The sequence below is a fragment of the Brevundimonas sp. CEF1 genome (assembly GCF_051353055.1).
Taxonomy (GTDB): Bacteria; Pseudomonadota; Alphaproteobacteria; order Caulobacterales; family Caulobacteraceae; genus Brevundimonas.
In genome coordinates this window covers 1766683-1789470 of the sequence record NZ_CP195593.1, presented here as the reverse complement: position 1 = coordinate 1789470, position 22788 = coordinate 1766683, and the positions used below count along the sequence as shown (strand labels likewise).

The window sequence follows — 22788 nt, the reverse complement described above, 5'->3', positions numbered from 1 at the left end:
TCTCGAAGGGCCGCGTTTGTTGCGGTCCCGGATAGCGGCTGCGCCGCTTCCGGGATGACGCCGCATGTTATTCGGCGCGCCCCTTCATCTGCCTGATCAGGGCCCCGAACAGGTTGACGTAGTCGTCGGTCCAGGGCCGCACCTCAGTCGGCGCCAACTTGCGCCAGCGGCCGTCGCCCTTGAAGTCGGCGAGACCTTCGGGCGTCGGCGATATGGCCAGAGCCTCGGTCGAGGCCTCGGACATTTCAGGCGCGTTCGGCTGTTCGATATAGATCTGATGCAGGTCGGCCGCGCCCAACTGACGGGCGGCGGCGACGGCCGGCATGGTGATCTCGAGGTTGCGGTTCGACAGGTGCAGCACCACCACGCCGTCGGGTTTCAGCAGCTTCAGGTAGCCCTGGATCGCCTCGACCGTCAGCAGGTGTGTCGGCACGGCGTCTGATGAGAAGGCGTCGATGACCAGCAGGTCGTAGGTGCCCGGCGTCTCCTTGGCCATGGTCAGGCGGGCGTCGCCCAGGACGGTGCGGATCGGGCCGTCGGCGCAGTTCGAGATATACGTGAACCAGGACGGATCTCGCGACACGCGATCCACCATGGGATCGATCTCGAAGAAGGTCATTTCGTCTTCGGCGCGCTTGTAGGCGGCCATGGCGCCGGAACCTTGGCCCACGATGCCGATCTTGGCGGCGGCCCCCCGCGCCTGAATACGCTGCGCCGCTTGGCCCAGCGGGGTGGCGGTTGCGTAATACATGGTGGGGCTGCAGGCGAAGCCAGGCGCCCGGGCTTGGGCGCCGTGGAGCGTCGTGCCGTGCATCAGGACGTGGACATCCCCGCCCATGCCGTCGTCGCGCGTGACCGCTACGCGCATGACTCCGAAGAAACTGCGCTCGGTCAGGTTCCAGTCATAGCCGCGTCCGACGTGATGGGCCGACAGGGTGATGATGGCGATGATGATGGTGAACAGGAATGCGCGATCTCGAACCAGGAAGGCGCAGATCGCCGCCCCTCCAAGGATCAGTTGCACCATTTGCAGCCTCGCCTGGTCGCTAAGCAGGGCGCGGAAATCGGGATTGTAGCGCATGATCTCAAGGACGATCGGCGGTGCGGCGGCGACGCCTATGCCCAGCACCAGGATGAGGATCTGGCGGCGCGACAGGGCCCCTTCACCCCAGGGGCGGGCCAGGCCGACCAGAACCATGACCAGCGGGTATTCCCAGACGCCGTTGAAAATGGTCGGCGCGATCAGGGCGTTGAAGGCCCCGCCGACGACGCCGCCCAGCGACAGCAGCAGATAGAATTCCGTCAGCCGATCCGGCGCGGGCCGTCGCGCCGCCAATCGCTGGTGACACATCAGGGCGGTGAAGAAAAAGGCCGCCAGATGCCCCAGCAACAGCAGCAGCCACTGGCCCGTATTCATCCCGACCAGGCTGACGATAATGGCGCCCAAGGCTGCTTGAATCATCAGCGTGATCGGCAGACTGATCCAGGGCTTGGTCTGAAAGGCGATGACGAAGGTCAGCAGGTAGAGAGCCAGAGGCGCGACCCAAAGAAATGGAGCGGAGGCGACATCGGTCGACAGGTGGGCTGTGACGCCCAGCATCAGGCTGGACGGGGCGGCGGCCAGCAGGACCAGGACGCCCTTCTCACGCCAGGGGATCGGCGCGCTGGCGGCCAGGGGCGGGGGCTCGGGCGCGTCCTGAACCCGGCGACGCCAGACCACGGCGGCCAAGGCCAGCACCAGAACCACGAACAGGCCGTAGCCGCCGGTCCAGGTCGTCCTTTGGCCGGACAAGGACATTAGAGGCTCGATCAGGGCCGGGTAGGCCAGCAGGGCCAGGAAACTGCCCAGGTTGGAGGCGGCGTAGAGGACATAGGGGTTCTGACCGTCGGCGTGACCGACGCGCACGCGGGCGTACCAGGCCTGGAGCAGGGGGGCCGTGGCCGAAAGGATGGCGAAGGGGGCTCCGACCGACAGGGCCAGGGTCGTCAACAACCAGGCGGTCGGCGTGGACGGGTTTGGCTCTCCCAAGACGCCGCTGATCTGAAGGGGCAAAAACAGGGCCGCCGCCATTAGCAGAAGCAGATGGATGGCCGCCTGCCACTTCAGCGATCGCACCCGCTGCAACAGGTGAGCATAGCCGTAACCGACCAGTAGCGCCGTCTGGAAGAAGACCATCGAGGTGTTCCACACCGACGGCGAACCGCCCAGCATGGGCAGGACCAGCTTGGTCACCATGGGCTGGACGACAAAAACGAGCGAAGCCGAGGTGAATATGGCGACGGCGAACAGCGCCGGTGTTATCGCATCGCCCTTGCGAAGGGCCGTCGTCATGGTGGAATCGGTCATTCGCGATCCGCTGGCATCGGCGCGGTCGTCTGACCCGCCCCCTGCCGACAGACTTAGACCGACTCGCAGACGGAGCGCATAGTCATGTTCCCCGACGATATTCAGCTTGCGGCCGAAACCGTGGTCCAGGCGGCGATCAAGGCGGGCGTCATGATCGCCACGGCGGAAAGCTGCACCGGCGGTCTGGTGTCCGGGGCGTTGACGGCGGTCGCGGGATCATCGGCAGCGCTTGACCGAGGCTTTGTCACCTACAGCAATGAGGCCAAGGCCGAGCTTTTAGGCGTGTCCGAGGGTCTGCTGACCCAGTTCGGGGCCGTGTCGGAACAAGTAGCGAGGGCGATGGCCTTGGGGGCGGTTGATCGCTCGCGGGCCTCGGCGGCTGTATCCATCACGGGAATCGCAGGGCCGGGCGGCGGCTCGAATGAAAAGCCAGTCGGTCTGGTGCATTTCGCCGCCGTTGGTCCTCAAGGCGACGTCGTTCACATCGAGCGCCGCTTTGGTGAGATCGGACGCGAGGCGGTGCGGCTGGAAAGCGTCCGGGTCGCCCTGGCTCTGTTGCTGGACGCGGTGACGGCGTGAACGAGCCCATCCTGGTCGATGCTCGGGGACACCGATGCCCTGTGCCCAGCCTGCGACTGCGCAAGGCGATGGAGGGGGTGACGTCAGGCGTGCGTCTGACCTTGCTGGCCACTGACCCGATGGCGCGGATCGACGTGCCCTATCTGATGGGGGACCTGGGGGGAACGGTCTGCGGGATCGAGGAGCAGGACGGAATCCTGCGCATCACTGTCGAGATTGGCGCCGTTCCGACAGGTTGACGACCGAGGCGCTGGTTTCGATCTCCGGTTCTTCCGGCTTCCAGGCGATCTCCAGTTCCGTGGCGAAGGCGCCGCCATAGAAGATGGCATTGACGTTCCAGGACAGCCAGATCAGCAGAACCACGACGGCGCCGACCGAGCCGTAGGTGGCCCCGAGTTGAGCGATCTGTTCGACATAGATGGCGCACAGCCACGAAAAGATCAGGGACATGATCGTCGCCGTCAGTCCGCCCAGCAGAGCCGGCGTCCAGGCGACGCGGGTCTTGTGGGACATGGCGTAGCGATAGAGCATGGTCAGCCCGAGCCACAGGCCCAGCGAAGGCCAAAGTCCGTCGAGCGGCAAGGCCAGCCAGGCGAGCGGCCGCGCTTCCTGGGTGTGTTCCAGCAACCGCGACGTCACGACCGCACCCGACACCAGGGTGAACAGGGCGAAGGCGAACAGGGCGACAAAGACGGCCAGAAGATTGAACTTGAAGAAGCCGTGCGGTTCGGTTTCGTCGTGGATCAGATTAAGACCTGCCAGCAAGGCCTTGAAACCTCGGTGCGCGGCGTAACCGCCGATCACCAGGGCCAGGGCGCTTTGCGCTGAAACAGTGCGCGCGGAGGTGTGAGCCAAGCGGTCGACCTCTCCGACGAAGATGGCGCGGGCCGCATGGGGCAGAACGTCGGCCAGGGCCGCCGCCTGCTCGCTGACCTGGCTGATGGACATGACCGCCTTATAGAAGCCGATCAGGATGGCGATGGCGGGAAAGACGGCCAGCAGGGCGAAGAAGGAGACGCCGCCGGTATAGAGCATGACGTCACGCCCCCAGCTGCGGGTGAAGGCGCGAACCGCCAGCTTGCCCCAGAACAGGGGCAGGGCCGTCAATCGGGATTGTGGATTCAAGCCAGAGGCCTCGGCAGTCGTCAAAGCGACCGATTAACCTCATTCGACGTGCGGCGATACCCTTTGCGGACGTCACTTAATTTGTAACACCGTCGGCGTCGGCCCCATTGCGAGACGGGGCGGTGTCGGTATCATCGGTAGAGTTCGGAACATCGGCTTCGGGGGGGAACCGACCGGGCTGCTAGGAGAGAGTTTTTGGATTCCGATCCGCGCGTACTGGTCGTCGCTGTTGATGACGCCCTGATCGGCCCGCTGTGCGAGGGGTTGGACAGGCTGGGGTGGTCCACCATGACGGCGCGGACGCTCGATGCCGCTGCGCATGCCTTGCAGGATTTGAGCGTGGATGCCGCCGTCGTGGCCTTGCCGGGCCTTGAGGGTAGGCAGGTCGTAGAGCGACTGCGAGAAGCCGCTTCACCGCGTTATCTGCCGGTCCTCATGGTCGGCGCCGGCGCGGCCGAAGGGCATGACGCTGATCTCACAATGTCGTCGCCGCCGCATCCAGCACAGGCCGCCCTGCGTCTGGAGCAACTGACGCGGGCAGGGATCGCTGAAGAAGAATTCCGCTTGAGGCAGGCGACCTTCGCCGCCCACGGCGTCACGCTGCAAGCGCCCGACACGGGCGAGACTTCACTGCAAATTCTGACGGCGGGGGCAGCGGATCGTCGCTTCCTGGCCATGTCCAACGCCCTGTCGGCGGCGGGGGCCGAGGTCGTCGCCGCCCCGACGCCCTATACCGCATTTGATTACCTGCATGAGCGCGCGTTTGACGCCGCCGTGCTGTGGGGCGGGCAGGAACATGCGCCGGCCCTGTCGATCGCCTCGGGGATGAAACGGAACACGCGTCTCTATCATATTCCCCTGATCCTCTATCTGCGCGGCGCCGGCGAGGTTGAACTGGCCGATCTGTTCCGTCGGGGCTTTGCCGACGTGGCGGCAGCGGAAACGCCGGAGGATGAGACCGCTGAGCGGGTCCTGGCCCTGGCGCGCAACCATCGCCGTCGTCAGGCCATCCGCCGGGCATTGGACTCCGTGCGCGGCTCCGACCTGATGGACCCCGCCACGGGCCTGTTCAGCCGGGACCTTTTCGCCTCGCATCTGGCGCGGTTGGCGGAGGGCGCGCGGTCGCGCAATCGCGCTCTGTCGGTCTGCGTTCTGCGGGTGTCCGACAGCGACCCCGTCGTCCAGTCGCGCGGCGGCGGCTGGCTGGAACGCGCCATGCCGCAGATCGGGGCCATGGTGTCGCGCCTGGTGCGGGTCGAGGACACGGCGGCGCGTCTGGGGCCGGAGTTGTTCGCCCTGGTGTTGCCGGCCACCGGCGCTGCGGCGGCGCGACAGGCAGCCGAGCGGATCTCGGCGGTCATCGCCTGCACGGCTTTCGACGCAGGCAAGGACCGTTCACCCTTCGTGGTGGAATTCGATGTCGGCGTGGCCGAGATGCAGGACGGCGAAACGCCGGCCGCCGTTCTGGAGCGGGCGTCCGCCGATCTGGCCAAGGTCTAGGCGGGCAATTCCACCGACACGGCGGCCTGGGCCGCAAGGCCTTCGCCGCGCCCGGTGAAGCCCAAGGCCTCGGTCGTCGTCGCCTTGACGCTGACCGCATCCAGCGGAAGCGAGAGCAGTTCGGCCAGCCGTTCGCGCATGGCCTGACGATGCGGCTTCACCTTGGGTTGCTCGCAGATCAGGGTGACGTCGACATTGACGATCCGACCGCCGCGCGCGGTCACCCGTTCGGCCGCATAGACCAGGAAACGGTCAGACGAAGCGCCCTTCCATCGCGGGTCGGTCGGCGGGAAATGGTCGCCTATATCGCCCTCGGCGATGGCGCCCAGAATCGCGTCGGTCAGGGCGTGCAGGCCTGCATCGGCATCGGAATGGCCGATCAGCGTCTGGTCATGCGGGATCTCGACGCCGCACAGCCAGACCGAGGTTCCCGGCCCCCAGCGATGCACGTCAAAGCCCTGGCCCGTGCGGAAGGTCTTGGGCAGCAGGGCTTCGGCCATGGAGAAATCCTCGGGGTAGGTCAGTTTCATCAATCGGGCGTCGCCTTCGACCAGACGCACGCGGCCGCCGGCGCGCTCGACGACTGCGGCCTCATCGGTCGGCGCCTCCGTGTCCGTCCAGGCGGCATAGGCGTCGCAGATGGTCTTCAGGCGGAAGGCTTGCGGGGTCTGGGCGCGCCACAGGCCGTCGCGCTCGACGCCGCCGATCACGAGGCCTTCTACGCCGCGACGCAGGCTGTCGGCCACCGGCAGGGCGGGCAGGGCGCCTTCGGCGTCATTCAGGGCGTCCAGCAGGCGTTCGATCACAGTGGCGCTGAGGAAGGGGCGGGCCGCGTCATGGATCAGGACAGGCATGTCGTCGGGCTGTTCAAGCACGGCCAGGCCAGCCTGCACCGACGCGGCGCGCGTGGCGCCGCCCACGACGGCCTGCCAGCCAGAGAGGCCGGCCAAGGCCTCGGCGGCGCGTGTCTCTGCGCCTGGCGCGATCACGACGATGACCGAATCGGCGCCCGCCGCGAGCAGAGCTTCAACCGACCAGCGCACCATCGGCCGGTCGCCGACGGCTCGCCATTGCTTGTCTCCGCCGGCTCTGGAGCCCGAGCCGGCCGCCACCACGATTGCTGCAAATCCCATATCGGCCTTCTAAGCGCCCCAGTTCCGCTTGACGAGAGGCTCAACAGTCGGCGGTAAGGGCCATATGAACGCAGGATTGCAAATCGGAGACGTGCGGATCGCCGGGCGGGTGCTGATGGCCCCGATGACCGGGATCACCGACCTGCCGTTCCGCGTGCTCGCCTCGAAGCTGGGCGCGACCTATGTCGCGACCGAAATGGTGGCCTCGGCGGAACTGGCGCGCGGACGGCCCGACGTGGTGCGGCGCGCGGCCGTGGGCGGCGGTTTGCCGCTGACGGTGATCCAATTGGTCGGCGGCGATCCCGCCGCCATGGCCGAGGGCGCGCGCATGGCCGAGAAGGCCGGCGCGGACATCATCGACCTGAATTTCGGCTGCCCGGCCAAGGAAGTGACCGGCGCGGCCTGCGGTTCGGCTCTGATGCGCACCCCGGATCGGGCGGCGGCCATCATGGGGGCGGTCGTGACGGCGGTGGACCGTCCTGTCACGGTCAAGATGCGCCTGGGCTGGGATGAAAACAGTCACAATGCCGCCGATCTGGCGCGACGGGCCGAGGACCTGGGTGTCGCGGCGGTCACCGTGCACGGACGCACCCGCAAGCAGTTCTACACTGGCGCCGCCGACTGGGAGGCTGTGGCCAAGGTCAAGCAGGCCGTGTCCATTCCGGTCATCGTCAACGGCGACATTATCACGGCGGAACAGGCGAGGGAGGCGCTGACCCTGTCTGGCGCAGACGGTCTGATGCTGGGTCGAGGCGTCTATGGCCGGCCGTGGCTGGCGGCCCACCTGGAGCGGGCCCTGGCGGACGGAGCGCGTCTTACGGAACCAGGGCGCGAAGAGCGGCTGGCTATCGTCCTCGAACATTTACGCGGGTCGGTCGCCTTCTACGGCTTGCCGTTGGGGCTCAAGATGTTCCGCAAGCATCTGGGCTGGTACATCGAGCAGGCGCCATGGCCGGAAGACCCGCTGGAGCGGCGCGCCGCCAAGGCGCGACTGTGTCGTCTGGAGACGCCGCTGGAGGTCGAACAGGCGCTTTCATCGCTTTGGCGACCTGCGGTGGATCAATTCAGCAACTCCGGTGTTGAAAACCTGCCACAGCTGGTTGAAGCTGCGAGGTAATGACGGACCTCCCCGCCGCGCAGACTACTGAAGGTCACGACCCCGAGCGCTCGCTCTGGGGGCGTTTGGCCAGCGGTCGCGCCCGGGCCCTTTTCGTGGCGGCCTACGCTGTCGCCTTTTTGATTACAGCGGCGGCGATCTGGCTGGTGGCCATCGCGCCGGGGGCGACGGCGGGTGGAGACGCCCGTACTGCGGCCAGCCAATTCGTTCTGTTCGTCCTTCTGGCCAATCTGGTGCTGATTGGCGGCTTGGCTGCGGTCATCGGCGTGCGGGTGGTGCGTCTGATGCGAAACCGAAACGATCCGGGCGCGCGCCTGCATCTTCGTTTCGTCACCCTGTTTTCTCTGGTGGCGGTCGTTCCGGCGGTTCTGATCGCGCTTGTCTTCGGCGTTCTGGTCAATCGGGGTGTGGATCAGTGGTTCAGCACCAATGTCCGCTCGGCGGTCGAGAACGGCGCCGAGATCGGCCGAGCCTATGTCGCCGACGTCGGCGCGGGGCTGGAGGTGGATCTGGAGACCATGTCCACCGAACTGGGCGGCGTGCGCGGCCTGTTCGACAACCGCATCCAGTTCTCGCGGGCCCTGGCCCAGATCGGCGACTTCTTCGGCTATCCAGCCCTCTATATCCTGAACAGCGACGGCGAGGTTCTGGCCAGCGGCGAACAGCCGGGCGCGCCGCCCTATGTCGCACCGCCGCGTGAGGCCTTCGAGACCGTGGCCGCCGGCGAGGTGGCGCCGACGACCGTAACCGAAAACCCCGACATGGTGCGGGCGCTCTATCCCTTGCCTGACTATGGTCACGCCTACCTCTATGTCGTGCGGCCGCTGGCGCCGGGGCTGATACAGCGGATGCGCAACGGCGAGGAATCCATCGCAGCCTATCGAGCCGCCGAGGAAAGCAGGGCGCGGATTCAGGCGGCCTTCGCCCTCAGCTATCTGGAAACGGCGCTTCTGGTCCTGGTTGGCGCCGTCTGGCTGGCCATGTCGGCGGCCAGTTCGATCTCAGCGCCCATTGGTCGGCTGGTGAAGGCGGCGGATCAGGTGTCCGGTGGCGACTTGAGCGCGCGCGTCGACAATGCCGGAGCGCCCAGCGAACTGGTCGTCCTGTCCGAGGCCTTCAATCGGATGACCGGGGACATCATGACCCAGCAGGCCGCGCTGAAGGCCGCCAGCGACGACGCCCAGGGTCGCAGCCGGTTCATCGAGACCGTGCTGTCAGGCGTCAGCGCCGGGGTCATCGGCCTGGACCGACTGGGGCGAATCTCGGCCATCAACGACAGCGCCAGCCAACTTCTAGCCATCAGCGAGACGGATGTTCAGGGGCGGCTTTTGGGCGAGGTCGCGCCGGAATTGGCGGAGCTGTCGGAGCGCGCCGAGGCCCACATCGAGGAAGACATCGACGTCAGCCGCGACGGCGAGACGCGCCGCCTGCGGGTCCGCATCGAGGGCGGGCAGGGCGGCGAGATGGTGCTCACCTTCGACGACATCACCCGCCTGGTGACGGCCCAGCGTAACGCCGCCTGGCGTGACGTGGCCCGTCGCATTGCCCACGAGATCAAGAACCCCCTGACGCCGATCCAGCTGTCGGCGGAACGCCTGCGTCGCAAATACCGCTCTCAGGTCGGCGATGACGTCGAGGTCTTCGATCGTTGCACCGAGACCATCATCCGTCAGGTCGGCGACATCGGCCGGATGGTGGACGAGTTCTCGTCCTTCGCCCGCATGCCTGCGCCGCGCTTCGCCCGTGAGAACCCGGCCGAGATGCTACGCGAGGCGGTCTTCGCTCAGCGCGTCGCGGCGGCGGACATCGGCGTCGAGTTGATCGAGCCCCTGCCGGACGTCGTGCTGCAATGTGACGGCCGCATGGTCGGGCAGGCCTTGGCCAATATTCTGAAGAATGCGGGCGAGGCGGTAAGCGCCAAGCGGTTGCGCGAACCGACAGCAGCCGGTGCAACCGGCATCATCGCCCGACTGACGATCGACAGCGGGATCGCCACCTTCGCTATTGAAGACGATGGCGTGGGTCTGCCGGCCAAGGATCGTGACCGGCTGACCGAACCCTATGTCACGACGCGCGAGAAGGGCACAGGGCTGGGCCTGGCCATCGTCAAGCGCATCTGTGAAGACCACGGCGGCGAGCTGAAGCTGGCCGACGCCGAGACTTTGGCGGGCGCGCGGGTGTGCCTGACCTTCCCCCTGACCCAAGACAGCAAGGCTGCTCACCGTGCCCCCGGCGCGGCGCGAGCGGCGGAGTAAGAGAGGCGTCATGCGAAATACTGGTGCTGACATTCTGGTCGTGGACGACGAAGCGGACATCCGCGAGCTGGTCTCGGGCCTGCTTGAAGATGAAGGCCATTCGGTTCGCGTGGCCGCCAACTCGGACGAGGCCCTGGCCGCGATCCGGGCGCGCAAGCCGTCGCTGGCGGTGCTCGACATCTGGATGCAGGGCGGCGGTCTGGATGGGCTGGAGCTGCTGGATGTAGTCAAGGGCCTGGACGAGGACCTGCCGGTCGTCATGATCTCGGGTCACGGCAACATCGAAACCGCCGTCAGCGCCCTGAAACGCGGCGCCTATGACTTCATCGAAAAGCCGTTCAAGTCGGACCGACTGGTGGTCGTCGTCGAGCGCGCATTGGAAGCGGCCTCGTTGAAGCGTGAGAACCGGCGTCTGCGCGCCCAGACCATGGCTCCGACCGGCCTGATCGGGAAGTCTGCGGCGGCACAACTGCTGCGCGGCACCATCGCCAAGGTGGCCCCGGCCAACAGCCGCGTGCTGATCTCGGGTCCTCCCGGCTCAGGCAAGGAACTGGTCGCCCGTCAGATCCACGACGCCAGCCCGCGCGCCAAGTCCGAGTTCGTCGCCATCTCGGCCGCCGGCATGACGCCGGAGCGTCTGGATGTCGAACTGTTCGGGGAAGAGGGCGGTGACGGCCGTCCACGCAAGATCGGCGTGTTCGAGCGCGCTCACAACGGCACCCTCTATCTGGACGACGTGGGCGACATGCCGCGCGAGAGCCAGAGCCGCATCCTGCGCGTCCTGGTCGAGCAGCGTTTCCGGCGTGTCGGCGGCGAACAGGACGTTCAGGTCGATGTCCGCGTCGTTACCTCGACCGCGCGCGACCTGAAAATCGAAATCGCCGAGGGGCGGTTCCGCGAGGACCTGTTCCACCGGCTGAACGTCGTGCCGATCCGGGTTCCGCCCCTGTCCGAGCGGCGCGAGGACATCAGCGAACTGATCGAGTATTTTGTCGATAGCCTCTCGGCGTCACAGGGCTTGCCGCATCGTCGGGTCGCCGACGACGCCCTGGCCGTGCTGCAGGTCCACCCCTGGCCCGGCAACGTGCGTCAGCTGCGCAACAACGTTGAGCGCCTGCTGATCCTGGCCACCGGAGACCCGGACGAGCCGATCACTGCCGACATGCTGCCGCAGGAAGTGGCTTCGTCGGGCGGCGCCTCGTCGCTGGGCGCCGATCGCATCATCGCCTTGCCCCTGCGTGAGGCGCGCGAAGTGTTCGAGCGCGACTATCTGGCGGCGCAAATCATGCGTTTCGGCGGAAATATCTCGCGCACGGCCGCCTTCATCGGCATGGAAAGATCCGCACTGCACCGCAAACTGAAGTCGCTGGGCGTTTCACCCGCTCGCGGCGGCGAAGACGAAGAAGGAGAGGGCGCCTGATGTCCAGGATCGCCTACGTCAACGGGACCTATCAGGCCCACAACGGCGCCACGGTCCACATCGAGGATCGCGGCTTCCAGTTCGCCGACGGCGTCTATGAGGTCTGGTCGGTGTTCGACGGCAAGCTGGCCGATTTCGACGGCCACATGACACGTCTGGCCCGCAGCCTGACCGAGCTTCGCATCCCGATCCCGATGACCGCCCAGGCCCTGGAACGCGTGCTGAAGGAGACCATCCGCCGTAATCGGGTGCGCAACGGCATCGTCTATCTCCAAGTCACGCGCGGGACCTCGCCGCGCGATCACGCCTTCCCGAAGGACACGCCGCCCAGCGTCATAGTCACCTCCAAGACCATCGACCTGGCCAAGGGCGAGGCTCTGGCCGCCAAGGGCGCGGCGGGCGTGACCATGCCTGACATCCGCTGGGGGCGTTGCGACATCAAGACCGTGGGTCTTCTGCCCAACGTCCTGGCCAAGCAGGCGGCGCGCGAGAAGGGCGCCTATGAGTGCCTGATGGTCGATGACATGGGGCTGGTGACCGAAGGCTCGTCCACCAATGCCTGGATCGTCGATGAGAACGGCAAGCTGCGGACCCGCGACACCCAGGCCAACATCCTGCGTGGCATCACCCGCACGGCGATCCTGAAGCTGGCCGAGGTCGAGGGCATCGAATTGGACGAGCGTCCGTTCAGCGTCGACGAAGCCAAGCGCGCCAAGGAGGTCTTCGTCACAGCCGCCAGTTCCTTCGTCATGCCTATCGTTTCACTGGACGGGACAAAGATCGCGGACGGCAAGCCGGGCCCGGTCGCGACCCGCCTGCGCGAGGTCTATCTTGAACAGGCGCGTAGAGAGGCCATTTAGGGCGTTGCCGCGACTGCGAAGCCGCGTCTAAGGTTGTGTGCGGACCGACGAGTCCGCACCGGCTGCCTTGGCCGGCGAAAAAGAACCAAGAACAGGACCAACCTGCCATGTCGCAAGACAAACGCCAGAACCTTCAGGACACCTTCCTCAACAGCGTCCGCAAGACCAAGACCCCGCTGACCATCTTCCTGGTCAATGGCGTCAAGCTGCAGGGTATTGTGACCTGGTTCGACAACTTCTGTGTGCTGCTGCGTCGCGATGGCCAGTCGCAGCTCGTCTACAAGCACGCCATCTCGACCATCATGCCGTCCGCGCCCGTGCAGATGTACGAGCCCGACGCCGAAGAAGACTGATTGACCTCCAAGCTTATCGACCACGCCGTTCCGCTGATCCGAGCGGTCGTCATCCACCCCGACCGTCGTTCGGACAGCCCCAGGCTTGCCTCTGAACGCCTCGAGGAAGCCGCTGGCCTGGCCCGCGCGCTGGACCTTGACGTGCGCGCCGAAGAGATCGTGCGCCTGCGCTCGACTGCGCCCGCGACCCTGTTCGGGTCCGGCAAGGTCGAGGAACTGGCCGCCCTGGTCCGCGCCGCCGACGCTGAGGCGGTCGTCGTCGACGATGACCTGTCGCCGGTGCAGCAGCGCAATCTGGAGAAGGCGTGGGAGGTGAAGGTCATCGACCGCACCGGCCTGATCCTCGAAATCTTCGGACGCCGCGCACGCACCAAGGAAGGCCGGCTGCAGGTCGAACTGGCGCGTCTGGACTATGAACGCTCGCGCCTGGTCCGCACCTGGACCCACCTGGAGCGCCAACGCGGCGGCACCGGCTCGACCGGCGGCCCCGGCGAGACCCAGATCGAACTGGACCGGCGTCTGATCGCCGACCGCATCGTCCGGTTGAAGGCCGAACTGGAAGAGGTGCGCCGCACGCGCGGCCTGCACCGCAAGGCGCGCAAGAAGGTGCCTTTCCCGTCAGTGGCCCTGGTCGGCTACACCAATGCGGGCAAGTCGACGCTGTTCAATCGGCTGACCGGCTCCGAGGTCTTCGCCAAGGACCTGTTGTTCGCCACTCTGGACACGACGCAGCGCACCATTCGCCTGCCGCAGGGGCGCCCGGCCATCATCGCCGACACCGTGGGCTTCATCTCCGACCTGCCGCACGAACTGGTCGAGAGCTTCCGCGCCACGCTGGAAGAGGTGGGCGAGGCCGACCTGATCCTGCACGTCCGCGACATCGCATCGCCCGACAGCGACGCCCAGGCCAAGGACGTCGAGGCGGTGCTGGAGCAGATTCCGACGCCTGAGGGCAAGACCCGCCGCATCCTTGAAGTTTGGAATAAGACCGACCTGCTGGACGCCGACGTGCGCGAGGCTGTGCTAGGCCAGGCCGAGCGTCTGGCGCGCGAGGGCAGGGCGGTCGCCGTCTCCGCCTGGACCGGCGAGGGCATCGAGGCCCTGCGTGAGGCCATCGCGGGCCTGATCGATGATGACCCCGAGACCCGCCTGACGCTGCAGCCGCATCAGGGCGAGGCCCTGGCCTGGCTATACGAAAACGGCCGCGTGACCTTCCGCGACACGGACGCCGAAGGGCGGACCCATCTGGTCGTGCGCCTGCATCCGTCGGCGTTGGGACGGCTGGAGCGTCTCTACCCAGACATCATCGACTGAGCCTATGCACCTGATCGAGACCATCCTGTTCCTGCTGCTGGCCGTTGTGCTGTCAGGATGGGTGGCGCGGATCACACGGATCGCCCTGCCTCTGGTGCAGATCGCCCTCGGCGCCGGGGTGGTGATGATCACGGGCGAGGCCGTGGACCTGCGGCCCGACATCTTCTTCCTGTTGTTCCTGCCGCCTCTGCTGTTCGTGGACGGCTGGCGCATTCCGAAGGAGGCCCTGTTCCGGGATCGGGTGGTCATTCTGGAACTGGCGCTGGGGCTGGTGGTCTTTACCGTGGTGGGGTTGGGCTTCCTGATCCACTGGATGATCCCGGCCATGCCGCTGGCCGTGGCCTTTGCCCTGGCGGCTATCCTGTCGCCGACCGATCCCATCGCCGTGTCAGCCATCGCCTCGCGGTCGCCGATCCCCAAACGGCTTATGCATATTCTGGAAGGCGAGTCGTTGTTGAACGACGCGACCGGCCTGACCTGCATGCGCATCGCCGTGATCGCCGCGACGACCGGCGCCTTTTCCCTGACCAATGCTTTCGGGACCTTTGCCTGGCTCGCCTTGGCAGGCGTCGCGGTCGGCATCGTCATCACCTTGGCTATTGGTCTGCTGAAAAGCTGGATCAGCCGCCGCTGGGGCGAGGACGTCGGCGGTCAGATTCTGATCAGCCTGCTGATGCCTTTCGCCGCCTATCTGGCGGCCGAAACCATTCACGCCTCCGGCATTTTGGCGGCTGTGGCTGCCGGCGTGACCATGAGCTTCACCGAGCGTCAGGGCTCGGCCATGGCGGCCACCCGCATCCGCCGCGCGGTCGTCTGGGACACGGTGCAGTTCGTCGCCAATGGCCTGATCTTCGTCATCCTGGGTGAGCAGATGCCGTCGATCATGGCGCGAGCGGCCGAGGTCATTCAGACCACCCAGCACAAGGAAATCTGGTGGCTGGCGGTCTATGTCTTCGCCATCGTGGCGGCGCTGGCGGCCCTGCGTTTCGTCTGGGTGTGGACCTCATTGAAATTCACCCTGTTTCGCAGGCGCGGCAAGAGTGCGCCGCCCAAGGTCGGCTGGCGATTGGTGGCGGTCATGTCGTTGGCGGGGGTGCGTGGCGCCATTACCCTGGCCGGCATCCTGACCCTGCCGTTTGTCCTGGGCGACGGCTCACCCATGCCGGCGCGCAACCTGGCCATCTTCCTGGCGGCCGGGGTCATCGTCGTCTCCCTGGTCCTGGCCACCGTCGCCTTGCCGCGGCTGCTGAAGGGCATCGAACTGCCGCCTGAGCCGTCCCACCTCGAGGAAGAGGACCGTTCACGCATTGCCGCGGCATCCGCCGCCATGCGGGCCATCGAAGACACCCAACACGCCATGGCCGAGGGCAAGAGCAATCCGGACCTCTATGCCGAAACAGCAGCTCGACTGATGGAGATTTACCGCCACCGCATCGAGACGCGCACCCATGTCGAGGGCGACGACGTCACGCTGGCCCGTCAAGCGGACGAGATCGAACGTCATCTCAGACTGGCTGGACTGGCCGCCGAACGCGCTGAGCTGGTCCGCCTTGGACGCATGCGCCTCGTCGATGAGGAAACGACGCGGAAGCTGATCCGTGAAGTCGACTTACAAGAACTGCGCTACGTCTAGGAGGAGGATGTCGATACATCGCCTAAGATATATTATGCGAAGGCCGACCAAGTTCATTTCCGTTGCAACATGAGCTCAAGCCCAAGCTGCGCAGCCATTCAAAACAGCGCAGCAGCTTGGGCTTGGGCGGGCTCCATTCGACACGTATGCCCTTGATCATTCCCGTCTAATCCTGCTGAAGCTACGACAGCTACGGTTGGTTGTGTGTTTTGGCGTATGAGTTTGATCCCAGCATCCTTGCGCGGTCCAGTATGCACCGATGCGCTCGGGCTACCTCGGTATGCCGCAACGATATGGCTTGATTTTCTCAACGCACACCAGGCCATCGCGACGCGCGAAAAACATGCCTTTGCTATATCCCAACTCTATCATGATGCTGAACGCCTGAATCCGCCAGTCGACCTCGATCGAGCGCTTGTTGCTGCGGATCTCAACGCTATCCAACGCGTACTGTCCTCAGCCTTGTTAGGTCATCAGTCTCAAACGGCGCCGGAGAAGCGTTGGGCGCTCCAAAGGCGCTTCGTGTTCGGTGTCCTAAGTATGATTAACGGGGCCGATCCTCGAGATCTATCGAAGGACCTGCAGCGTCTTCAGCGCTCCTATTCGCAGCTACGCGCCCAGCCAAAAGCAGCTACTGCGTCGATCCAAGTAAAGTCCTTGCCTGCCATTGTCCTAGAAGATGTGTTTGACATCGTGAACCCCGACAGCGAGAGAAATCCGTTTCGCACTGAGACAAATCGGTGGCGGAATTATGCCATGGCTCTAATGCTATTCCAGCTTGGCTTGCGTCGCAGTGAATTGCTTCTTCTTACACCCGATAGCCTTCAGAATGAGTTCGATTTTCGCACGGGAGAACAGGTATTTTGGGTCAGTATTCGCCCGCCAGAGCACGAAGATCGACGATCCAGTTCACCGCAACTGAAGAACCATTGGGCAAGCCGCGACCTGCCGCTGTCGAGAGCACTTACAGCAGCGATTGACAACTATATCGTTCATTATCGCGGTGACCCGGCGCATGGGTACCTATTCTCTTCGCAGGAAGGGGCTCCGATATCCAAGCAGTCTCTCAATGAGATATTCCTGAAGATAAAACGGAGTCTTTCTGCTCAGGCGCGCAATGCCTTGGCCGCGCGAGCTAATGACCAACTCTCGCCCCACTCGCTTCGACACACAGCAGCTGTAGTCAGGTATCAACGATTTTCGGAGGGCGGGATGGAGTTTGAGGAAATAGGGCGCAGGATTCGTCCCTTTATGGGGTGGGCTCCAGGTTCAGAAATGCCATTTCACTATGCTCGCGCATTCTTCGAGCCGCGCTACGCGAAGATGTGGAACGAAAGTTTCGATGACACTCTGGCAGCGTTGCGAAGCGGAGTGTGGAGCTAGTGGTGCAGTATTCACTTTTTCCGCTCGATCAACAGCCCCCTCCCCTCCCTGCTTTGCCGGCCATGCCGCCCTTGGTCAGGTACAGGGATCGTTACGGCTGACGTGCCCCTGAATTTTCATCCAGCGGCGACCAGAGTCCTTGGGTTAGTTACGCCTCGCAGCGTGGGATGAGCAACAGGCCGGACCGCGCAGCTTTCATCCTGCGCAGCGGGTCGGCCTGTTGCGGTCAGACTGGCGGCAAAAGCCTCCGGGGTGAGGTAGCCGATCGATGAATGCGGCCGGCGGGTGTTGTAGTCCAGCGCCCAGGCGGCGACCTTCTGGCGGGCGTGGTCGAGGCCGAAGAACAGGCTTTCGTTCAACAGTTCGTCGCGCATCCGCCCGTTGAAGGATTCCACAAACCCGTTCTGGGTCGGCTTGCCCGGCGCGATGTAGTGCCAGTCGACGCCTTGATCCTGCGCCCAGGCCAGGATGGCCGTGGACGTAAACTCCGTGCCGTTGTCGCTGACGATCATGGCAGGACGGCCCCGCCGAGAGATCAGCGCTGTCAGCTCTCGCGCGACGCGGCGTCCCGAGATCGAGGTGTCGGGGATCGCCGCCAGGCACTCGCGGGTGACGTCGTCGACCACGTTGAGAATGCGGAAGCGGCGGCCCGTGGCGAACTGGTCGTGCACAAAGTCCAGCGACCAGCGGGCGTTCGGCCTGGCCTCGACCAGGATCGGCGCCCGCGTGCCTATGGCGCGACGACGTGAGCGGCGCTTGCGCACCGTCAGGCCTTCCTCGCGATAGAGCCGGTAGATCCGGTTCTTGCCCGAGGCCTCACCCTCACGTCGCAGCAGCACGAACAGCCGCCGATAGCCGAACCGTCGCCGCTCCACAGCCAGCGCGCGTAGCCGCTCCCGCAGCGCCGTGTCCGGCTGACGGCAGGAGCGATAGCGCACCGATTTGCGATCGGCCTTGATGATGGAGCAGGCCCGCCGCTCGCTGACGCCGAACGCCGCCTTCAGATGGGCGACGGCCTGGCGCATCGCCGCGGGCCTTACCACTTTTTTGAGAGCAGATCATTCAGCGCCGCCTTGTCGAGCATGGCGTCGGCCAGCAGACGTTTCAGCCGGCCGTTCTCGTCTTCCAGGGCGCGCAGGCGCTGGGCGTCCGACACGCTCATCCCGCCGAACTTGGCCTTCCAGGCGTAGATCGTGCCCTCCGACACGCCGTGCTTGCGCGCCAGCTCGCCCGCTTTGGCGCCGGCCTCGTTCTCCCGCAGGATCCCGATGATCTGCTCTTCCGTGAATCTCGCTCGTTTCATTCCGTCCGTCCTTTCAAGGGCCGGACTCTAGCTCCGCGTGGAGGAAATTCTCAGGGGCACGTCACCGGCCGCTTGGAATCCAATGAACTAGGAACCTGCAGTTCTATGGAATTCAGCGAGTTGGAGTCTGACGATTCAGGAGCGCTGACAGCAACGTGAGCTCAAGCCCAAGTAGACTAGAGAGCTGCGTGCGGCTGATGAGGCGGAACGATCAGAGTCACGGAACGCCCATAGCCCGAGAACAATGCTCTCTCCCCGTTTCTCGCGGATCGGTAGCGGAAACGGGAGAGCAGAAGTCAATCAACTCAGCATGCTGTGGTGAAATCGAAATGACGGTTTGGTCTGGCGCTCTACCGCGCGCCGCGCGCTAGAATGCGCCCGTCGCCATAGGCCCCGTCCAACTGCCCCGTCCGCGCCCAGTCCAGCACCGCCTGATAATATAGCCGGGAGCATAGCCGAGCGCCGTCCTGGCGCCGTCCGGCGCGGTTTCGAAGCGGACGATGCCGTGGTCAGTGTCAGGATATTCCAGCAGGGTCACCGGTCGGCCCTGAGCCGCTAGATCAATGAGCCGCTGACGCGTGGCGTCCGGCGGGGCGCCAATATCGTCTTCGGCCTGAATCCACAACATGGGCGTGTCTAGACGGCTCAGCACCGGCAGGGGATCGTAGTCCCATGAGGTCCCCAGATCGAGGACGGGGGCCATGGCGATGATCTGATCGTTCGGCGTGTTCAGCAGGAAGCCGGTGAACTCGCCCTTGATGTCCGCGAACCAGGGCTCGGCGCCATAGCGGGTCCGCACCGCCTCCAAGTCGCCAAAGCCTATCTGGCCGTGCGAAGCGATGAAGGCGCTGGTGACGTCGGTGATCGCGCGGGCCTGTTCGAGCACCTCGGGGCCCCAGCCCTTGGCCTTGAGGTCCAGAACCACCTGATCGCTGTCTTCCGACAGGGCCCCATAGGCCAGGCCGAAGCCCACGGTGACGAAGTCGACAGGCGTTTGGCTGGCGGCGAGCGGCGCGATCCAGCCGCCCTGGCTGGCGCCGTGCAGACCCACCCGCCCTGCCCGCGCCCCGGCCAGACGACGAGCCTCCCGCACCGCCGCGGCTGCGTCTTCAGCCAGGACGTGAAAGTCTTGCGTATAGCGCCCCTCCGATCCGCCCGAGCCGCGCTTGGCGTAGACGAAGACGCCGACGCCGGAGGCGGGCGCGAACCTCTGGAAGGGATTGAAGTCCAGCGCATTGGCGCCTTCAGAGCCATGCACCTCGACCATGATGGGCACCGGGCCATCGCCCGGCGGCAGGATCAGGCGCCCGTTCAGACGGGTCCCGCCCTGACCGATGAAGGTGGTGTTCTGGGCATGCAGGGTCACGCGGCGACCGCCCTTCCCTTCAAACTCCATCCGTCCCTCGTCACAGGCCCCAAGCTGAGGTTGCGGACCTTCGACGCGGGCGGTCCATCCCAAGGTGCTGATCCACCGTCCGTCGGCGTCCGGCGTCATCTTCGCCGTGGCCCCGTCCAGCCGACGCCACCGAAGCCCCCGGCTCTCCAGCGGCGCCACGTCCACCCAGCTGCCGTCGTCGAGGCGATAGACCCCGACGTGGCAGGCTATGGCCGGGTCCGGTCGTGCATCGACGTCGGCGCCGGGCAATTGAGCGGTGGCGGGAAATGCGGCGGCGAGAATAATGACGGCCAGGGCGCTGGCGAACCAGGATTGCGACACGGGTTTTTTCCTGTCTGAAGGTTGGGTTCTCGCCGAACGCCATTGCCCCGGAAGCACGGGCTCGCTAGGCCCGACTTCGCGAACGGCGCCGCAGGTGCGCGAACGGGGCGGAATGGGTCACAGGGACAAGGCCATCTTCGGGACGGAGAGCATCCGGCGCTGGATGATCGACATCGTCATGCTCGTCGCGATGGGCGTGCTGCTGGGTTTTCTCGGCCCCTTCGACTCGGACAGCGCCCCGCCCGACATCCGCTACGCCTACTGGACCCTCTGCATGCTGGGCGGCGGGCTGATTGCGATCGCCGTGGACGAAGGGTTCGGCCGACGCCTGCCCGTCGTGTGGAAACGCGTGGCTGTCATCTCGATGCTGGCGACGCCGCTGGTGGCCCTGTTCGTTCTGACCATTCAGTGCTTCCTCTTCGGCGAGGTCTTGCGCTGGCCGGTCTACCTGCAACTGCTCTGGCAGGTATGGCCCATCATGCTGGCGGCCATGGCGGTCCGGGCTCTGGTCTGGCGGCGAATGCCCGTGCGGATCGAGGCGCGGACCATCGTCATTCCCCCGCTGCCCGACGCCGAGGCGGCGTTCCGGCGACGGCTGTCCGCCAAACGACGCCACGCACGCCTGATCGCCGTCGAGGCGCACGACCATTATCTGAAGGTCCACACTGACGCTGGCGCGGAACTGATCACGCTTCGCTTTTCGGACGCGATGGCTGATCTCACGCAGGCGCATGGGTGGCAGGTGCATCGCTCATGGTGGGTGGCGGCCGACGCCGTCGAGGCGGTGCGCTGGCGTCGTGGCGGCGGCGAGCTAAGGCTTGTCGGCGACCTCAGGGCGCCGGTCAGCCGGACCTACAGCGTCCAGTTAAAAGAGGCAGGCTGGTTCTAAGGGCCGGGAAAGCGGACATTCGCTCGTAGCCCCCTGCTCACGGTTCCAACTGAACGGCCAGGCGCAGGGGCTGGAGCATGCCGGGCGGCGGCGGGGCTAGCCGACGACCTTGCACGGACGATTGCAGATCAACACTCACCGTCTCCTTGGCGGGCGGTGCCGCCTCTACGCGCGAAACGACGCCGTCGGCCTCTATCCAGAGCTTGAGCTCCAGAGGCGGCGTCGGCTGGTCCGGCGCCGGGCGCGTCTGGTGCAGTTGGAGGCGCAGGTTGGAGGCCGGCGGACCGTCCTCCTCCAACCAGGTCGTGACGGTGCGCGTGGCGATCTCGGCATAGGCGACCCAGGCGGCCGGGGCGGCGTCTGGCGCGAGGCTCTGCACCTGGGCCTGGGCCGGCGCCGCCATCCCGAAAGCGGCCGCCAGCCCTGTCGCCAGGGCGCGCCAGCCTGACCTTCTTGAGCGGGAAGCGGCGCCGGTCATGTCTATCGAGCCGGTTGCGCGGCGGCCTGAGGCAGGCGTTCGCGTTCAAAGGTGATGGTCGACAGGCGGCCGTCCAGCGCCTGAACCACCTCGGCGGTCAGGTCATTGGCGAAGTTGCCGCCCAAGGCCGAGTTGCGGTCCAACAGCAGGCCGCAGGCCTTGGCCGCATAGACCTGAGCGATGGCGGGCTGGGCTTCGTTGGCGATGCGTTCCATCGCCTTGACGCGGGTGGCCTCGACCTCCTGACTGGCGTGGGCGGCCTTCTGCTGCAGGGTCTGCCATTGGCCGGCCAGGGTCTCGGCGCGCTGGCGGCGAGCGGCGTTGTCGGGCTGGCTTTCAAGGGCGCGCAGTTCGGCCTCCAGAGGCTGACGCTCGGTCTCGATCTCGCTCTGCGCGGCGGCGGCCAGTTCCTGAAGGCGGGCGCTGGCGGCCTTGCCGGCGGCGGCGTTGGCGAAGACCGCCTCACGCGACAGCAGGCAGACGCCGGGAATGACCGGCCCGCCCAGCGGCTGAGCGGCTGGAGCCTGCTGCGCGCCGGCCGGCAGGGCGGCGCTTGCGGCGGCGGCGAAGGTCAAAGCGGCGAAGAAGGTGCGGGTGGTCATGGGTCAGGCTTTCTTGGATTTGGCCGGCTTGTCAGCCGGCTCGGCGGGGGGCGTCGCTTGCGCTTGCAGGGTCAGCAGCGCGCCGAAACGCTCCAGCGAGGCCAGATGGAAGTGAACCAGCGCCAGCCAGCCCCGACGGTGCCAGTCCAGCACGACAGCTTCGTCAAGGTTTGCGAACCTTTCCGTGTCGATCACCTGGAAGCCGTCCAGGCCCAACTTGCGACCGTCAGGCAGGGTGGCGTCGGCGCGGCGGTCGATCAGCAGATTCTGTTCGCGCAGGGCCTCGCCGAAGGCGCGGGTGCCGTCCGCCTCGCCCTGGAAGACATTGCAGAAGGCCATGGCGTCCTGCGTCAGCTTTGTCGGCTGCTCGGCCTCGAAAAGGGCAGCCCCCTCCTCCCCCGCACGGAGCACGCGGTCCGAAGCGGCGTCGATAGCCAGGGCGAAACCGTCCGGGTTCACGGTGGCGATGAAACCGAACGGATAGCGGCGGACATAGGCCGGCACATAGGCTTCGTCGGTCCAGCGACCGCCGGCGACGAACAGGTTGCGCTGTTCCAGGCCCAGGACGGCGACGGGCTGCGCCCCCTCCCCGGCTGAGAAGACGACCGGATAGCTGCGGGCGGCGGCGGCGATCTCGCTGACCACCACGGGAACGAAGGGGGTGTCGGCGGCGAAGGCGACATCACCGTCCTTCAGGCGCCAGTCGCCGTGCTCGGCCGCCGAGAGCGGCTGCGGATCGCGATAGAAAAGGGGCAAGGCGGAGGCCTCGGACATGGGGAT

Annotated in this window: 20 protein-coding genes; 12 read left to right on the top strand and 8 right to left on the bottom strand. The window is 65.9% G+C overall.

Features of this window, described 5'->3' with window-relative positions; all coding sequences use genetic code 11:
* Positions 1-67: 67 nt before the first annotated feature.
* The gene (locus ACR9FL_RS09235) at positions 68-2347 is read right to left on the bottom strand and encodes a spermidine synthase (RefSeq protein WP_436358079.1); all 2280 of its coding nucleotides are present in this window, start codon (positions 2345-2347) and stop codon (positions 68-70) included.
* 84 nt (positions 2348-2431) lie between these two features.
* Here ACR9FL_RS09235 and ACR9FL_RS09230 point away from each other — a divergent pair, with 84 nt between their 5' ends.
* The gene (locus tag ACR9FL_RS09230) at positions 2432-2926 is read left to right on the top strand and encodes a CinA family protein (RefSeq protein WP_296173272.1); all 495 of its coding nucleotides are present in this window, start codon (positions 2432-2434) and stop codon (positions 2924-2926) included.
* Positions 2923-3165, top strand: a complete 243-nt coding sequence (locus ACR9FL_RS09225) for a sulfurtransferase TusA family protein (RefSeq protein ID WP_436358078.1) — start codon at positions 2923-2925, stop codon at positions 3163-3165. Before ACR9FL_RS09230 ends, ACR9FL_RS09225 begins: the two co-directional genes overlap by 4 nt.
* Here the strand turns inward: ACR9FL_RS09225 and ACR9FL_RS09220 are convergent.
* Positions 3131-3961 carry a YihY/virulence factor BrkB family protein gene (locus ACR9FL_RS09220; RefSeq protein ID WP_436358137.1) on the bottom strand — a complete coding sequence of 277 codons (831 nt, stop codon included), beginning with the start codon at positions 3959-3961 and terminating at the stop codon, positions 3131-3133. The genes ACR9FL_RS09225 and ACR9FL_RS09220 overlap by 35 nt on opposite strands.
* Positions 3962-4246: 285 nt before the next feature.
* Here ACR9FL_RS09220 and ACR9FL_RS09215 point away from each other — a divergent pair, with 285 nt between their 5' ends.
* Entirely contained in the window at positions 4247-5551 is a 1305-nt protein-coding gene (locus tag ACR9FL_RS09215) for a diguanylate cyclase domain-containing protein (protein WP_297933279.1), read from the top strand.
* Here the strand turns inward: ACR9FL_RS09215 and ACR9FL_RS09210 are convergent.
* A complete protein-coding gene (locus ACR9FL_RS09210; protein WP_436358077.1) occupies positions 5548-6684 on the bottom strand; it encodes a bifunctional 2-C-methyl-D-erythritol 4-phosphate cytidylyltransferase/2-C-methyl-D-erythritol 2,4-cyclodiphosphate synthase in 1137 nt (378 codons plus the stop codon). The genes ACR9FL_RS09215 and ACR9FL_RS09210 overlap by 4 nt on opposite strands.
* A gap of 64 nt (positions 6685-6748) precedes the next feature.
* Here ACR9FL_RS09210 and dusB point away from each other — a divergent pair, with 64 nt between their 5' ends.
* The 8 genes from dusB to ACR9FL_RS09170 all read left to right on the top strand — a co-directional run bounded on the left by dusB (position 6749) and on the right by ACR9FL_RS09170 (position 17019).
* Positions 6749-7801 carry a tRNA dihydrouridine synthase DusB gene (gene dusB / locus ACR9FL_RS09205; protein WP_436358076.1) on the top strand — a complete coding sequence of 351 codons (1053 nt, stop codon included), beginning with the start codon at positions 6749-6751 and terminating at the stop codon, positions 7799-7801.
* A complete protein-coding gene (locus tag ACR9FL_RS09200) occupies positions 7801-10056 on the top strand; it encodes an ATP-binding protein (protein ID WP_436358075.1) in 2256 nt (751 codons plus the stop codon). The genes dusB and ACR9FL_RS09200 overlap by 1 nt, the downstream gene beginning before the upstream one ends.
* 10 nt (positions 10057-10066) lie before the next feature.
* Positions 10067-11476, top strand: coding sequence for a nitrogen assimilation response regulator NtrX (ntrX, locus tag ACR9FL_RS09195; protein WP_296176421.1), 1410 nt, complete (start codon positions 10067-10069; stop codon positions 11474-11476).
* Positions 11476-12336: a D-amino-acid transaminase gene (locus ACR9FL_RS09190; RefSeq protein ID WP_436358074.1), complete on the top strand. Its 861-nt coding sequence runs from the start codon at positions 11476-11478 to the stop codon at positions 12334-12336. The genes ntrX and ACR9FL_RS09190 overlap by 1 nt, the downstream gene beginning before the upstream one ends.
* Before the next feature lie 107 nt (positions 12337-12443).
* The gene (gene hfq, locus ACR9FL_RS09185; RefSeq protein WP_105563529.1) at positions 12444-12689 is read left to right on the top strand and encodes an RNA chaperone Hfq; all 246 of its coding nucleotides are present in this window, start codon (positions 12444-12446) and stop codon (positions 12687-12689) included.
* Entirely contained in the window at positions 12690-14003 is a 1314-nt protein-coding gene (gene hflX, locus ACR9FL_RS09180) for a GTPase HflX (RefSeq protein WP_296176418.1), read from the top strand. It abuts the gene before it with no gap.
* Positions 14004-14007: 4 nt separating this feature from the next.
* Positions 14008-15636 carry a Na+/H+ antiporter gene (locus tag ACR9FL_RS09175; RefSeq protein WP_296176416.1) on the top strand — a complete coding sequence of 543 codons (1629 nt, stop codon included), beginning with the start codon at positions 14008-14010 and terminating at the stop codon, positions 15634-15636.
* A gap of 222 nt (positions 15637-15858) precedes the next feature.
* Positions 15859-17019 (top strand): site-specific integrase, encoded by a 1161-nt coding sequence (locus ACR9FL_RS09170; protein WP_167349643.1) that lies wholly within the window; start codon positions 15859-15861, stop codon positions 17017-17019.
* Positions 17020-17135: 116 nt separating this feature from the next.
* On the opposite strand, the gene ACR9FL_RS09165 is transcribed toward ACR9FL_RS09170, so the two are convergent.
* Together ACR9FL_RS09165 and ACR9FL_RS09160 are read right to left on the bottom strand one after the other, a co-directional pair.
* Positions 17136-18322, bottom strand: a protein-coding gene (locus ACR9FL_RS09165) for an IS3 family transposase (RefSeq protein ID WP_138141362.1) whose coding sequence is annotated in 2 segments (ribosomal slippage) — positions 17136-18061 and positions 18061-18322 — 1188 coding nt in all. Because the reading frame shifts where the segments join, the coding sequence is not laid out codon by codon here.
* A gap of 367 nt (positions 18323-18689) precedes the next feature.
* Positions 18690-20039, bottom strand: coding sequence for an alpha/beta hydrolase family protein (locus ACR9FL_RS09160; RefSeq protein ID WP_436358073.1), 1350 nt, complete (start codon positions 20037-20039; stop codon positions 18690-18692).
* Positions 20040-20202: 163 nt separating this feature from the next.
* On the opposite strand from ACR9FL_RS09160, the gene ACR9FL_RS09155 reads away from it, so the two are divergent.
* On the top strand, positions 20203-20928 hold the full coding sequence (locus tag ACR9FL_RS09155) for a LytTR family DNA-binding domain-containing protein (protein WP_436358072.1): 726 nt from the start codon (positions 20203-20205) through the stop codon (positions 20926-20928).
* A gap of 37 nt (positions 20929-20965) precedes the next feature.
* On the opposite strand, the gene ACR9FL_RS09150 is transcribed toward ACR9FL_RS09155, so the two are convergent.
* From ACR9FL_RS09150 to ACR9FL_RS09140, 3 genes are read right to left on the bottom strand one after another with little or no spacing between them, the layout of a single operon-like run.
* Complete coding sequence (locus ACR9FL_RS09150) at positions 20966-21406, bottom strand: hypothetical protein (protein ID WP_436358071.1); 441 nt, start codon at positions 21404-21406, stop codon at positions 20966-20968.
* Between the two features lie 2 nt (positions 21407-21408).
* Positions 21409-22008, bottom strand: coding sequence for an OmpH family outer membrane protein (locus ACR9FL_RS09145; protein ID WP_436358070.1), 600 nt, complete (start codon positions 22006-22008; stop codon positions 21409-21411).
* 3 nt (positions 22009-22011) lie between these two features.
* Complete coding sequence (locus ACR9FL_RS09140; protein WP_436358069.1) at positions 22012-22782, bottom strand: SapC family protein; 771 nt, start codon at positions 22780-22782, stop codon at positions 22012-22014.
* Positions 22783-22788 lie beyond the last annotated feature (6 nt).

What these genes read in the sequence shown, in the direction of transcription:
- ACR9FL_RS09140 (WP_436358069.1), bottom strand. Translation starts at nt 22,782, where the DNA reads ATGTCCGAGGCCTCCGCCTTGCCCCTTTTCTATCGCGATCCGCAGCCG.
- ACR9FL_RS09210 (WP_436358077.1), bottom strand. Translation starts at nt 6,684, where the DNA reads ATGGGATTTGCAGCAATCGTGGTGGCGGCCGGCTCGGGCTCCAGAGCC.
- ACR9FL_RS09155 (WP_436358072.1), top strand. Translation starts at nt 20,203, where the DNA reads ATGATCGACATCGTCATGCTCGTCGCGATGGGCGTGCTGCTGGGTTTT.
- hfq (WP_105563529.1), top strand. Translation starts at nt 12,444, where the DNA reads ATGTCGCAAGACAAACGCCAGAACCTTCAGGACACCTTCCTCAACAGC.
- ACR9FL_RS09230 (WP_296173272.1), top strand. Translation starts at nt 2,432, where the DNA reads ATGTTCCCCGACGATATTCAGCTTGCGGCCGAAACCGTGGTCCAGGCG.
- ACR9FL_RS09150 (WP_436358071.1), bottom strand. Translation starts at nt 21,406, where the DNA reads ATGACCGGCGCCGCTTCCCGCTCAAGAAGGTCAGGCTGGCGCGCCCTG.
- ACR9FL_RS09235 (WP_436358079.1), bottom strand. Translation starts at nt 2,347, where the DNA reads ATGACCGATTCCACCATGACGACGGCCCTTCGCAAGGGCGATGCGATA.
- ACR9FL_RS09220 (WP_436358137.1), bottom strand. Translation starts at nt 3,961, where the DNA reads ATGCTCTATACCGGCGGCGTCTCCTTCTTCGCCCTGCTGGCCGTCTTT.
- ACR9FL_RS09145 (WP_436358070.1), bottom strand. Translation starts at nt 22,008, where the DNA reads ATGACCACCCGCACCTTCTTCGCCGCTTTGACCTTCGCCGCCGCCGCA.
- ACR9FL_RS09175 (WP_296176416.1), top strand. Translation starts at nt 14,008, where the DNA reads ATGCACCTGATCGAGACCATCCTGTTCCTGCTGCTGGCCGTTGTGCTG.
- ntrX (WP_296176421.1), top strand. Translation starts at nt 10,067, where the DNA reads ATGCGAAATACTGGTGCTGACATTCTGGTCGTGGACGACGAAGCGGAC.
- dusB (WP_436358076.1), top strand. Translation starts at nt 6,749, where the DNA reads ATGAACGCAGGATTGCAAATCGGAGACGTGCGGATCGCCGGGCGGGTG.
- ACR9FL_RS09190 (WP_436358074.1), top strand. Translation starts at nt 11,476, where the DNA reads ATGTCCAGGATCGCCTACGTCAACGGGACCTATCAGGCCCACAACGGC.
- ACR9FL_RS09200 (WP_436358075.1), top strand. Translation starts at nt 7,801, where the DNA reads ATGACGGACCTCCCCGCCGCGCAGACTACTGAAGGTCACGACCCCGAG.